The organism is Brachyspira pulli, assembly GCF_036997785.1.
GTDB lineage: Bacteria > Spirochaetota > Brachyspiria > Brachyspirales > Brachyspiraceae > Brachyspira > Brachyspira pulli.
This window is the reverse complement of sequence record NZ_JAWLQI010000082.1, coordinates 1-13,585: the sequence shown is the minus strand read 5'-3', so window position 1 is coordinate 13,585 and position 13,585 is coordinate 1. Positions and strand designations below refer to the sequence as shown.

9 protein-coding genes are annotated in these 13,585 nt (G+C 27.6%); 5 read left to right on the top strand and 4 right to left on the bottom strand.

The genetic code is table 11. From position 1 onward, the window contains the following. Positions 1-549 precede the first annotated feature (549 nt). The gene (locus R4K56_RS13510) at positions 550-1,341 is read left to right on the top strand and encodes a prohibitin family protein (protein ID WP_297300365.1); all 792 of its coding nucleotides are present in this window, start codon (positions 550-552) and stop codon (positions 1,339-1,341) included. Beyond that, positions 1,341-2,066: a ComF family protein gene (locus tag R4K56_RS13505; protein WP_335760900.1), complete on the top strand. Its 726-nt coding sequence runs from the start codon at positions 1,341-1,343 to the stop codon at positions 2,064-2,066. Before R4K56_RS13510 ends, R4K56_RS13505 begins: the two co-directional genes overlap by 1 nt. Before the next feature lie 505 nt (positions 2,067-2,571). Here R4K56_RS13505 and R4K56_RS13500 read toward each other — a convergent pair. Both R4K56_RS13500 and trmD read right to left on the bottom strand, forming a co-directional pair. Further along, the gene (locus tag R4K56_RS13500) at positions 2,572-3,063 is read right to left on the bottom strand and encodes a GNAT family N-acetyltransferase (RefSeq protein WP_335772876.1); all 492 of its coding nucleotides are present in this window, start codon (positions 3,061-3,063) and stop codon (positions 2,572-2,574) included. A gap of 23 nt (positions 3,064-3,086) precedes the next feature. Continuing rightward, positions 3,087-3,830 (bottom strand): tRNA (guanosine(37)-N1)-methyltransferase TrmD, encoded by a 744-nt coding sequence (trmD, locus tag R4K56_RS13495; RefSeq protein WP_335772877.1) that lies wholly within the window; start codon positions 3,828-3,830, stop codon positions 3,087-3,089. A 385-nt stretch (positions 3,831-4,215) separates the two neighbouring features. Here trmD and thiL point away from each other — a divergent pair, with 385 nt between their 5' ends. Together thiL and R4K56_RS13485 are read left to right on the top strand one after the other, a co-directional pair. Continuing rightward, a complete protein-coding gene (thiL, locus tag R4K56_RS13490; protein WP_335772878.1) occupies positions 4,216-5,160 on the top strand; it encodes a thiamine-phosphate kinase in 945 nt (314 codons plus the stop codon). A gap of 101 nt (positions 5,161-5,261) precedes the next feature. Further along, positions 5,262-6,437: an acetyl-CoA C-acetyltransferase gene (locus R4K56_RS13485; RefSeq protein ID WP_335772879.1), complete on the top strand. Its 1,176-nt coding sequence runs from the start codon at positions 5,262-5,264 to the stop codon at positions 6,435-6,437. A 98-nt stretch (positions 6,438-6,535) separates the two neighbouring features. On the opposite strand, the gene R4K56_RS13480 is transcribed toward R4K56_RS13485, so the two are convergent. Then, entirely contained in the window at positions 6,536-7,831 is a 1,296-nt protein-coding gene (locus R4K56_RS13480) for an MATE family efflux transporter (protein WP_335772880.1), read from the bottom strand. Positions 7,832-8,750: 919 nt separating this feature from the next. Next, positions 8,751-12,494: a protein O-mannosyl-transferase family gene (locus R4K56_RS13475; RefSeq protein WP_335772881.1), complete on the bottom strand. Its 3,744-nt coding sequence runs from the start codon at positions 12,492-12,494 to the stop codon at positions 8,751-8,753. Between the two features lie 352 nt (positions 12,495-12,846). On the opposite strand from R4K56_RS13475, the gene R4K56_RS13470 reads away from it, so the two are divergent. After that, positions 12,847-13,329, top strand: a complete 483-nt coding sequence (locus tag R4K56_RS13470) for a hypothetical protein (RefSeq protein WP_335772882.1) — start codon at positions 12,847-12,849, stop codon at positions 13,327-13,329. Positions 13,330-13,585 lie beyond the last annotated feature (256 nt).

Genomic DNA, 13,585 nt, shown 5'->3' with positions numbered 1-13,585 from the left:
TTTCAAGTATTTTTGGTAATTTATGAGTATTTACATAATTATAATTTACATTTTATTTAATTTAGAAAAGTACCAATATGGACTATTTTATATCGTTTAGTATATAAAAGTTTATAAAAATAAGTTTAAAAATCTATTTACATGCCCACCCTTTAAAGTTTGAAACTTTATTTTGAATTTAGTGTATTAATTATCTTTACTATTTAATTATAAATTTTGGCACCCGCCCAAGCATTAATTAAATTTAGAATTCATTTAACGCACGGTAAACTAAATCAATAATATAATAAAATTTGGATTATAAATAAATCTATATTTTTAGTATTATTCTGCGTGCGGTGAATAGACATCGAATTAAAAAATCTGGGTGGGCAGCTAAAATAAGAGTTTAGATTTAAAAGAAAAATAGTTCAGAAATTTCAGCAAAAATTGAAAGCCTAAAGGGTGGGATTAAAAATAATATGTTTAATAATTTATTCCTATTTTACTTGCAAAAAAATTATTTATATTTTAGTATATTTCATATTATTTTTTAGGAGGAAAAGGTTTATGAAAATTATTAATGTAGGTATGAACAAATTACATTCAGCACTTTTTGTAATTTTGCCTATAGTTTTAGTTGTAGGATTTTTATTGTTTTCTAGTGTAACAATAGTTTCTACAGGTGAAGTTGGTATTAGAAGCAGATTAGGAAAAGCAATATCTGAGGAAGAGCCAGGACTTCATTTTAGGGTGCCTTTTATAGATACTATCAAAACTATGGAAGTAAGAGAACAAACAGTAGAAAAAACTTATGCAGTATCATCAAAAGATATGCAAACTATATCAATGACTTTAAATGTTCAGTATTCTATCACAGGAGATGCTTTAGAATTATTTAGAAAATTTGGTACAGATTATAAGAACAAATTAGTTAATCCTAGAATATCTGAAAGTTTGAATGCAGTTTCAGCAAGATATACTATAGAAGAATTCATAACAAAAAGAAATGAGATGGCTGGAGAGCTTTTAAAAGAGGTTATGAGTGATTTTAAAGATTATGGTATAACTGTTGCTGCTTGTTCTATAATAGAGCATGATTTTTCTGATGAATTTGATCAGGCTATAGAAAGAAAATTAATAGCTTCTCAAAATGCTTTAACAGCACAAAATGATTTAGAAAAAGTAAGATACGAAGCAGAAGCTGAAGTTACTAAAGCTAAAGGTATAGCAGAAGCAAACAGAATAATGCAGGAATCTTTAACACCTCTTTTAATACAAAGAATGTATATAGAGAAATGGGACGGTAAAATGCCTCAAGTTTCAGGTTCCGGCGTTACACCTATGATACAAGTAAAATAATGTTTAATTTTCTTTTTCACAATATAGCGGATTTGATATTTCCGAATCATTGCATAATCTGCGGAGACTTAATGCGAAGCAGAAATATGAATTATGTATGCATTGATTGTATAAATAAAAATTTGGATTATATACATAGAGACGGATATATAAGATGCCCTAAATGCGGAAAAGTTTTAGAGAGCAGAAAATCAATATGCAGCTGTAAAGATGAAGAACTTTATTTTGATGAATGTAAATCTATGCTTCATTATAATGATCATACAGTAGATTTAATTCATAAAATGAAATTTGAGCATAGATACCTATTATGCAAAGATTTTGGTGCTATGCTCAGTCATTATTATAAATCTTATATAAAAGGATATAATGCTTTGACTTTTGTGCCTCTTGGAAAAAAGAGATTTTTGGAAAGAGGCTACAATCAAAGCGAGTTAATTGCTCATACAATATCAGATATTTTACATGTACGATTAATCAATAATATTATATACCGCAAAAAAGAAACAAAAGCATTAAGTTCTTTAAATAGTAAAGAAGACAGACTTAATATGATAAAAAATGCATTTGTTGTAAATGAAGATTTTAATTCAAAAAATAAAATAAATTTATTAATAATCGATGATGTATTTACTACAGGTTCTACTTTAAATGAACTTTCAAAAGAAATAAAGAAACTTGAATGCATAAATAAAATAGGAGTACTAACAGTAGCACGTGCTTAAATAGCAATACCAAGAAATTTTAATTACATTCCAGCCCTTTATTCCTTATTACTTTATTTTGAATTTTTACTTTAATAATATTTGTAACTTAGTTAGAAATTCCAGCACCCGCCCAAGTTTAAATTAACTTTAAAACTCATTTAACGCACGGTAAACGAAATATTTAATATAATGAAATTTGAATTATAAATAAATCTATATTTTTAGCTTTATTATGCGTGCGGTTAATAGATAATGAATTAAAAAAAATCTTGGGTGGGCAGCTAAAATAACAGTTTAAATTTATAGGAAAAATAATATAGAAATACCAGAATAGATTTAAAGCCTAAAGGGTGGGGATTAAAAATAAGTTTTAAAATTTATTTACATTACCCGCCCTCTATTCTTTATAACTATATTTTTAATTTTGATTTTAATAATTCTTTATAGTTTAATTAGAAATTATAGCACCCGCCCAAATGATGATTAGAGATTAAGAATTTATTTAAGATACTATGATAAAAAATTATATATTTTTTTGAAATGCTATTCTCTCCCCATTATTGCTTTTTAAATATATGATACCGCATCTTGTAAAACCATTTTTTTCAAGAAAGTTAAGCATAGGTTTATTATCTTTGTATGTATCTATTTTTATATTTGAGCATTGTTTGAAACAGTAATCAAGACAAAATGAAGCTACACCTTTTCTGCCATTTAAAGTTGCTATTCTGTGTATAGTACCGTATTCTTTGTCATTAAGCCAATTACCATCATATATTTTATCATAATTTTCATCTTCTCCAATTACAAAACAAAATGTTCCTATTATTGTATTGTCATCATCTAAGCAAACATAACTGCTGTCTTTTCTTATATCTTTTTCTACATCTTCTCTTGAAGGATATCCATTAACCCATTGATTAGGATTATTATTTTCAGCCATAAATTTTCTGGCATAATCAAATATTTCTAATACTCTGTCAATATCCTGAACTGTAGTTTTTCTTATCTGCATTTTATTTACTCCATTTATATTGATTAATTTTGTTGATTTTTATTATCCATTTTTAAATAATCAAAAATAGTTTGCATATCTTTTTTAGTTAAATCTACTTTTGAAAATAAATCGGCTCTATTTTGAAAAGTTTTTATAATACTTCTTTGTCTTCTGTATTCATTTATATTTTTATGATTGCCTGATAAAAGCACTTCAGGAACTTTCATGTTATCTATTTCTTCAGGTCTTGTATATTGTTCATATTCCAAAAGACCATTTGAATTTTCTTCAAAAGTGTCGCTTATAACAGATTCTTTATTATTCATAACATCTTTATATCTTGAAATAGCATCGAGAAGGAGTAAAGCAGGTATTTCTCCGCCGCTTAAAACATAATCACCTATACTAATGGATTCATCGCAATACTTTTTTTCAACTCTGTAATCTATCCCTTCATAATGTCCAAGTATCATAGTAATATGCTCTTTATTGGATAATTCTTTAACTTTATTTTGAGTTAATGTTTTTCCTGAGGGAGAAAATATTAAAGTATGACCTTTATCATGAGAATCAAAATATTTTTTAAATATATTATAAGTCATAATCATACCGGGTCCTCCGCCGTAAGTATAATCATCGCATTTCTTATAATTGCCTTCGCCGTAAACTCTCATATCTACAATGTTTAAATGAATTTTTTGTTCATTTATGGCATTATTAATTAATCCTATTGATATAGGGCTTTCATAAAATTTTGGAAAAAGTGTAAGTATATCTATTATCATTTTTGTATTATACTTTATAGATTTTTTATATCAAGATACACCTAAACAAATATACTTTGTCAAAAATTATTTTATTATTTTTTATTATTTGTGGGGACTATCCTCCACACTTCTTTTGCGATTCTGGTATTTCCACAACAGCAAGGGCTATATTTTAGCTTAAATTAATAGTTTTATATTACATGTAAAACAAAATTAGTATGGTTTAGTATTAATTCTATCCTTGCATTTTTTGGTTCTTTTTGCGGCGGGAAAAAGAACAACAAAAAAATTGACAAAGTTAAAAATTTTCAGTATATATTTATAAATGTTTGTTTTTTATTGCTTATATTAAATCATCAAAAAATATGTTATAATTATAGAAATAATAAAATGGGTTAAAAATATGCAGGAATTCAAACTTATACAAAAAATTAAAGAATTAACAAATAATAACAATACAGATAATATAAATATAGGCGATGACTGTGCAGTTATAAAAAATATGAGCGAAAATACAGATGTGCTTGTAACTGCGGATATATTAGTTGAGAATATTCATTTTTCTTTGAAGTATTATTCTTTTTATGATGTAGGATATAAATCAGCTCAAGCGAATATTAGCGATATTATATGTAAAGGTGCTTATCCTAAGAATGCTTTTATATCTCTTTCTATACCGAAAAAAATTAATGAAGAAAATATACTTGAATGGTACAGAGGTTTTTTAGACGCTTGTAAGCCTTATAATATAGAGATATCAGGCGGAGATATTACAGGCTCTAATGATTATTTCTTTATATCAATTACATTAATGGGTACTGCTGAAAAAAATAAATCCATACTTAGAAGCAATGCTAAAATAAATGATAATGTTTATGTACTTGGTTTTGTAGGTGAAAGTGATTTAGGATTAAAAAAACTTTTATCTGGAAATTATGATTATAATGATGAAAGTGTAAAAACTCATTTAAGGCCTAAACTTTTTTATGATAAATGGCAGAATATTTTATCTAAATACAAAATAAACTCATCAATAGACATAAGCGACGGACTTTTACAAGATGCTTCTCATATTGCTGAAGAATCTAAAGTTACAATAAATATATATGAATCTTCTAATTGGCATTTAGTTAATAGATTTTTTGATAATTCAAAAGAAGTATTAAAGTCTATTTTAACTGGAGGAGAAGATTATGCTGTTATTTTTACAAGCGAAGAAGAAATACCAGAAGAAAACAATTTAATAAAAATAGGAAAAGTTACAGAATTATCTAATGAGTTTATAAAATTTATAGACATTAATAATAAAGAAATGCATTTTGATTCTTTAGGATTTGTTCATTCTTAAGTACTTAAATATTTAAATACTGCTTTTTTATATTAAATACTTGTAAAATCTATTTTTAATTACTATACTATAGTATGATATTTTTTATTTAAGGAGATAATATGAGAGAAGTAATTATAGCTAGTGCTGTAAGAACACCCGTAGGAAAATTCTTGGGTTCATTTTCAAATGTATCAGCAGTAGAATTAGGTACAATAGCCGTTAAAGAGGCATTAAAAAGAGCTAATATAAAACCAGAACAAGTAGATGAAACTTATTTTGGCTGTGTTATACAATCTGCACTTCTTCCTAATGTGGCAAGACAAGTATCAGTTAATGCAGGAATACCAGTAGAAAGTCCTGCATTAACTATAAATATATTATGCGGTTCAGGACTTAGAGCTGTATCTATGGCAGCACAAATGATCAAAGCAGGAGATGCTGATATAGTAGTGGCAGGCGGTACTGAAAATATGAGTATGGCTCCTTATACTGCTTCAGCTATGAGAGCAGGTGCTAGAATGGGTGAAACTAAGATGCAGGATACTCTTTTGAATGATGCTCTTATATGTGCATTCGAGCATTATCATATGGGCGTTACTGCTGAAAACATTGCAGAACAGTGGGGAATTACTAGAGAAGAACAAGATGAGTTTGCATGCAGAAGTCAAAATAGGGCAGAGGCTGCAATTAAAAGCGGAAGATTTAAAGATGAGATAGTTCCAGTTACTGTAAAAACTAAGAAAGGCGAAATAGTAATTGATACAGATGAGCACCCAACTTTCGGAACTACTATGGAAACTTTATCTAAATTAAGACCTGCATTTAAAAAAGACGGAACAGTTACTGCTGGAAATGCTTCAGGTATTAATGATGCTGCTTCTGCTGTGGTGCTTATGTCAAAAGAAAAGGCTGCTGAATTAGGAATTACACCAATGGCAAAAATATTAGGTTATGCTACTTGCGGTGTTGAACCTAGAATAATGGGAATTGGGCCTATAGAATCAAGCAGAAAGGCTTTAAAAATGGCTAATCTTACAGTTGAGGATATGGATTTAATAGAAAGTAATGAAGCTTTTGCAGCTCAATCTATTGCAGTTGCAAGAGAGTTGAAATTCAATATGGATATAGTTAATGTTAATGGCGGAGCTATTGCTTTAGGTCACCCGATAGGAGCATCAGGAGCTAGGATACTTACTACACTTTTATATGAGATGAAAAAACGCGGTTCTAAAAAAGGTCTTGCTACACTTTGTATAGGCGGCGGTATGGGTACTGCTTTAGTTGTTGAAATGTAAATTAATTGGCATAATCTTTAATATTTATGAAAGGGATATAACTTAATAAAAAGTTTTATCCCTTTCATTTTATATAAATAATTATAACAACTTCAAAATTATACATTATTTGATTTTCTATAATAAATAAAAAATATCAAAGAAAAAATACTTGTTAAAATTTCAGCTGCTGGAAAAGAAATCCATACTCCAATCATATTAAAGATTGATGATAAAATAAATATTGATGGCATTATGAATATAAATCCTCTTAACATTGATATTATGAATGATGGTTTTGCTCTGTCCATAGCTGAGAAATATACGCATGTGATTATATTGTATCCCACAAATATAAATGCGGTGAAATATAAATGAAGTCCTTGAACAGATATTTTTTGAAGTTCTGCATTAGAATCTCTATTGAAAAGTAATGTTATTTCATTGGCAAATATTGAAGTTATTATATAAACTATTATTGATATGACTGATGATAAAATTAGTGCATATTTATATATTTTATTTATATTTTTAATGTTTCCATAATTGCTGCTTATTATAGGCTGTATACCTTGTCCTATACCAGTAAATATTGCTATTATTACTAATGCTATATTGGCTATTATTCCATAAGCTGCTACTCCTATATTTCCATTAATATTAAGTATTACTATATTGAAAGCTATCATAACAAAACCAGATGAGATTTCTGTTATTAAGAAAGATATTCCCAATGCTGATATTTCAAAAAATTTTTTTATATTTATATTTGGCTTAACAATAAAAAAAGTATTTTGCTTCTTTATAAAAATTATTGATAATATTAATATGCTTACAATAGGTGAGAATCCTGTTGCTAAAACTGCACCGAATATTCCCATTTTTAAAGGAAATATAAAAATATAATCAAAGATGATATTGAATAAACTTCCCATAAGCATTCCCATCATAGCAAGTCTTGGGTGATTATCATTTCTTACAAATCCCAAAAGCACATTATTAAGCATAAACATAGGGGAAAATATTAATATTACTTTTATATATGTATTGGTCATATTTTGTATTTCATTTCTGGCACCAAGCATATAAGAAATATTTTCTGACAAAAAAAGTCCTATAACTATAAAAATTGATGATATTATCATTACATAAATTAAAGCATTAGTGAATACAGTATTAGCTTCACGGTTTTGGGTTTTTAGTATTGCATATTTTGTGGCAGAACCCATACCTATCATAAGTCCTAATCCGTTTACAAAATTAAAAATAGGTATGGCTATATTTAAAGCTGTAAGTCCGTCTGCTCCTATTCCTCTAGCTACGAAGAATGTATCGGCGAGTATATAGCATGATAATCCTATCATACCAAGTATATTTAATGATACATATTTAATAAACATATTAAGCACATTCATAAAAAATACCCCATAATAAAAAAACGTTTGCGTTCATACTTTCTAAGGCCTACGGTATGAATACAAACGTTTTTTAAAAATTTATCCGGCGACAAATTTTTATTTTCTTTAATTATTTAATGTAAATTAATTATATATAAATTATAATATTAAGTCAAATTTAATTAAAATATTATCTTTTTTACTTTTTTCTAATACCCGCCCTTTATTCTTTGTTGATATATTTTGAATTTTTATTTTAATAATCTTTACGCTTGATTATAAATTTTAGCACCCGCCCAAGTTTAAATTAACTTTAAAATTCATTAAACGCACGGTAAACTGAATCAAAATAATAATAAAATTTGGACTACAAATAAATCTATATTTTAGCTTTATTCTGCGTGCGGTAATAGCACAACAAATTTAAAAAAACTTGGGTGGGCAGCTAAAATAACAGTTTAAATTTAAAAGAAAAATAATATATAAATGCCAGAATATATTTAAAGCCTAAAGGGTGGGATTAAAGAATAAGTTTTAAACTTTATTTACATTCCCCGCCCTTTATTCTCTATTGATTTTGTATTGTATTTTTATGTCTATTTCTTTATTGTTTTTAATTAAAAAAGCATGCCCGCCCTAGTTATTTTTTCTTGTATGCCTACACAACGCACGTTAAATGAAATGTTAAATATAATTTTTATTATAATAATAATTTAGCCATATTTAAAAGCTGATTTACCGTGCGGTGAAAAAACAAAAAAATTAATCAAAACTTGGGTGGGCACTGTTTTTAGAGTGCAAGCATTAAGATAATTAAAAATGCAAAATACAAATTTAAATAAAAAGCCTATAGGGTGGGGTATGTAATTTAGTTAAAAAGAAAAAGGCTCACTAAATTTAATTAGTAAGCCTTTGAAATTTGTTATTGTTTATATATTTATTGTCCCATATTCATAGTGCCTAAATACTGCATTATCTGAAGTCTTCTGCTTTCAACATCTTTGTCTAAATTAGCTATTACATCATTAGTAGCAGCTAATGGAGACATTATTCTTTTGAAGTCATTGTAAATATTTAGAGCTTCTACAATTTTGTTTTGTTCTATGTATATATGACCTATAGCATATAAAGCAAAAGCACCGTCTTGAGTTAACTCATTAGTATATTTTGAATATGTACTTACAGCTTCATCATACATTTTATTGTTGAGATAAATATTAGCTAAATCAAATTCTAAACCTGTTCTTTGGTCTTTAGTAAGATCAGGCATTTTTAAAGTATCATTTAATGTATTAATAGAACTTGTTATATCTCCTACATTAGCATATAGAATAGATATATCTTTATTAACATTAACTAATTGAGCTTTATTTCTAGCTCTTTTTTTAGCTTCTAATTTAGCCCATAATGTTTCTTCTATATCTTGTCTGTTTTGATATATGTAATTAGCATAAGAAGAATAACTTTCAAAAGTATCCTCTTTCATAGCCTGTTCTTTTAAAGCATCAGCCTGCTGTCTTGTAGTTTTAAGCTGAGCATCTATTCTAGCCATGAATTGTTTTATTTGCTGATAAGTTTGATTCTGCTCTCTTGCAGCATCTCCCATATCTTTACCTCTATGGAAAGTTTTTTCTGCTCTAACAAGAGTATCTTTAGCTTTATTTAAATATTCAGCCTCTTTGTCATAAGGAGTATCTTTAGAACGTGCTAAATATTCATAAGAAGCAGTCAAATTGAAATAAGCAGGATAAATAAGTTTTTCTAATTTGATAAGCTCCTCAAACATTGCAGCAGCTCTTTCATAATTGCCGTCCATAATAGCCTGATTGCCTACTGCAAAATATACATTAGACATATCAAAGCCTATAGTAAGCATTTTATCTTCTTCTTGTTTCTTTAAATCTTGGAACTCCGCTATTTTTTGATTAGCTTCATCTCTTGTCATGCCATTTTTAGCAGTGTTTCCATTACCCATAAATCCTAATAATTTTTGATATGTTTTTATTCTTCTATTATACATATCTATTTTAGCAAGAGAATAAGAACTTACAAATATTTCTCTTGTTAGGAAGTCATAATGAGAAATTTCTTCAGGAGTACCTTGCATAGTATAGCTGTTCCAGTAATCCTCTTCAGTTTTAAATTGAGGGAAAGGAAGCTCATACATTTTTACAAAAGTTATTTCTTCATTTCCATCATATATATTTTTTCTTGCAACTGAAATTAAACCTTCATCTAATAATGCATTTAAATCGGCTGCTAATTTGTCATTCTCATAATCTCTTTTCAAATGTTCTTTAGCAATGTCTTTATAGTCATTAACAGTAAGTACTTTAAAGAATTCTAATTCATCAACTAAAGCATATTTAATAGGCTGAACTTTGAATACTAAACCATAAGCCTTGAAATAGTAATCTCCTATTCTATGAAGACCTTCACGTCTCCAAGCCATATAATAAGGTCTTCCTGATTCTATGAAATCTTTATCAACAGCATCGCTAATATCGCCAAGCCATCTGCCGTCTGTTTTCATAAGGTTACCATATATTCTTTCAAATACATTACCTTTCTGGTCATATATTTTTAAATCAGGTCTTCTTCTTTCAACCATAGTATAATATACAAGTCCGAATACTTGGTTGTCTCCTCCCTCTGTTGCAAATATTGCATTGTCTGGAAGTGAGTTCATCATATTGTATGAATAGTCATGGTTGCTGTAATCTTTTGAGTTATTATTACGGCTTAAATTCATTACAAATATAGGTATCATTATAGCCAATATTGCTACAAGAGATATAGCATGATAAGGCTTTAATGAAGTATCTGCAGTTTCTTCTGAAGCTTTCTTCAATACATTTTTTATATTTGTATTGAAATATTCCATATACCATTGAATACCAAAACCTACTATTACAATCATATATAGTGTTGCAGGCAAGAAGAATACTTCAACGAATGATAAAGTTCTTACACTTGGAGGAGGATTAGTATATGCCATTAAAGATACGGCAAAACTTAAAAGTCCGAATACTGAGAATATACCCATAAATTTATTTTTCTTAAATATTTGGAATAATCCCGGTATTAAGAATAATAAACCTAAAGCAGTTAATTGAGTTTTGAATATATTTATCAAAGCACTAACTTGTTCTGGGTGAAGTATGAAAGCAGCGGCAACATCGTTTCCGGAAGCACCGTACTGTTTTCTATGTATCATACTGAATAAATAACTTAAATTTTCCCAGCCTGAAGGTTCATTCAATTGTCCCCAGTTCAAAGGTGGTAATGCTCTTGCTCTTATAGGCATGTAAGCATATATCATAACGCCTACTGCAAGCATTAAAAGCATTTTATAATAAACTATTGATATTCCTGTAATAAAGTCATTATCATTATTGAATTTATCTATTTTGCAAAGGAAATATCTATAAACTAAGCACCAAACTAATACTAAGAATAAAGGCCAAAATACTAAGAACATACCTTTATATAAAGTAGGGTAGAATGGAGCTTTTAAATTCTGTATCATATCTGGTCTTAAATAAGAACCGTTAGCCAATGCAGTGAATATATCACTCATTATATTCATATCAGCAAAAGGCTTAAATATTATAGAGAATATTGAATCATTAGAAGCTACTCCAGGAGGGAAATATAAATAAGCCTCATAATTCATAATAAATCTATAGTATCCGAAACCTCCAATAAATAATAATACCAAAAATACAAATATTGATATAAATGAAGTTTCTATATGATTAATATATCTGTCTTTATGAACTAAGAATAATACAACGGCTATAAACAAAAGAGGGGCAAAAGCGAAAGGCAAAGTAACATGGTGATTGGCAAGAGCTACACCGTATAGGAAACCGAAAGCCATTAAATGTTTGCTTCCATAATAAGGAATTTCATCGCTTGCATGTTTCCATACATTTTCAAACCAATAAACAAGTATTAAAAGCATAGAAGCTATTTGAAGTATATTCAAACTGTAAACTTCTGCCATAGTAGCTTGTGCCCACATATTATCAGATATAGCAAAAGCAACACTTGCAAGTAATGCAGGTATTTGTACTATTGGAGAGAATCCTCTTTCTATTCTATTTTGTCCTAATACTTTAACCATAATAAGATAGAAGAAAATCATTGCAAATGCGGCACAAGTACCTGAGAATAAATTTGTTCTCCAAGCAATATTTCCTATAGGTATATAAGTGAATAATTTGGACATTAATGTATAGAAAGGATATCCCGGAGCATGTCCTACACCCAAGAAGTAAGCAGCAGTTGTAAGCTCTCCGTTATCTCCTGCTGAAAGCGAAGGTGTTAATGTAAACAAATAAAGTAAGAATGTGAAAAGAAAAGCAACTGCAGCAAATATAGCATCTATTTTTGAAAGATGATAAGGTTTTACCTCGTATCTTTTGAAAATAGGTTCTTGATTATTATTTCCTTCTTTAGAAAAGAATTTAGAAATAATACTTCCTGTGTTTTTATTATTTTTAGTGCTTGTTTTTTCTTTTTTTACATTATTTGTTTTTTGATTATTTTGCAGATTATTAATATATTCTTCTATTAATTCTCTGTCTTTTTCTAGTTTTTTTGTGAGTTCATCAATGCTTTTACTTTTATAATTAGCCTTGATGTACTCTTTTTCCAGATGCGAAAGTTTTGCCATTTAGTTATTTCCTCTTTTATTATAAATAGTTTTACATTATTTATTGTATTTTATTGTGGATTATATGCAGCATAGAGTTTATTTAATTTTGTACTTTTTCCCGCCGCACACCTTACGAGGTGGACTTTGTCAAGTACCAAAAAGTGCAAATACTCATACTACATTGAATAACTTTACATAATATTTAAAATTCTTTAATATTACAAATATAATCAAATATTATATAATAAAATCGCTTATTATTCAAGAATGTAAAAAATATATTTTTATGTAAATTATAATATATTATTGAAATAAAACTTGTTTTAAATTATAGTAAAATTATATTTAGCAGTTATATTTAGGAAATAAAATGAACTTCTTAAAAACAAATAGATTAACTATTATACTAATATTTATTATAATTTCTTACATATTTTATAATGATTTGATAAAAAATAATAACAATAAAGAAATTAACATTTATAATTTAAATTATATAGAAGATAACTATATAATAGAAGATAATTATAATACAGACTCTGATATTGAATATCAAAACATAAGAAGAAGATACAAAAGTGATCTTGACCTTGAAGAAGACAGAGTATTTATTATGTTCACAGGCTCTCTTATTATAGGTTATTTGCTTAGTTTTATATTATTATCAAAAAATAGCTCGTCTAAAAAAGAATTAATTCCTGCCACAATAGCACTCATTGTATCTGTTATAATTACAGGGCTAATTATTTTTATAAATTATGAGAATATAAAAAACATATTAGAGTATTTATCTTTACCTATAGGTTTTATAATAGGGTTTGTATTGTTAAGGTTAATATTTAAGTTAAAATAATATATTTACTTAATTAAACTCTATTCTAATCCCCGCCCTTTAAGAATTATTAATATATTTTGCTATTAAACTTTATTTAGATTTAAAAGTTTATATCATCTTTTTATCACCCGCCCAAGCTTTATTTAGAATTACAGATTACTAACCGCACGGTGAACAAAATTTTTAATATAATTAGATTTAAATTTTAAATATATCTATGTTTAAAACTTAGTTCTGCGTGCGTTGAAATACGTAACAAATTAAAAAAAATCTT

Coding starts and splice junctions, on each gene's coding strand:
- R4K56_RS13510 (WP_297300365.1), top strand. CDS start 550: ATGAAAATTATTAATGTAGGTATGAACAAATTACATTCAGCACTTTTT.
- R4K56_RS13505 (WP_335760900.1), top strand. CDS start 1,341: ATGTTTAATTTTCTTTTTCACAATATAGCGGATTTGATATTTCCGAAT.
- R4K56_RS13500 (WP_335772876.1), bottom strand. CDS start 3,063: ATGCAGATAAGAAAAACTACAGTTCAGGATATTGACAGAGTATTAGAA.
- trmD (WP_335772877.1), bottom strand. CDS start 3,830: ATGATAATAGATATACTTACACTTTTTCCAAAATTTTATGAAAGCCCT.
- thiL (WP_335772878.1), top strand. CDS start 4,216: ATGCAGGAATTCAAACTTATACAAAAAATTAAAGAATTAACAAATAAT.
- R4K56_RS13485 (WP_335772879.1), top strand. CDS start 5,262: ATGAGAGAAGTAATTATAGCTAGTGCTGTAAGAACACCCGTAGGAAAA.
- R4K56_RS13480 (WP_335772880.1), bottom strand. CDS start 7,831: ATGAATGTGCTTAATATGTTTATTAAATATGTATCATTAAATATACTT.
- R4K56_RS13475 (WP_335772881.1), bottom strand. CDS start 12,494: ATGGCAAAACTTTCGCATCTGGAAAAAGAGTACATCAAGGCTAATTAT.
- R4K56_RS13470 (WP_335772882.1), top strand. CDS start 12,847: ATGAACTTCTTAAAAACAAATAGATTAACTATTATACTAATATTTATT.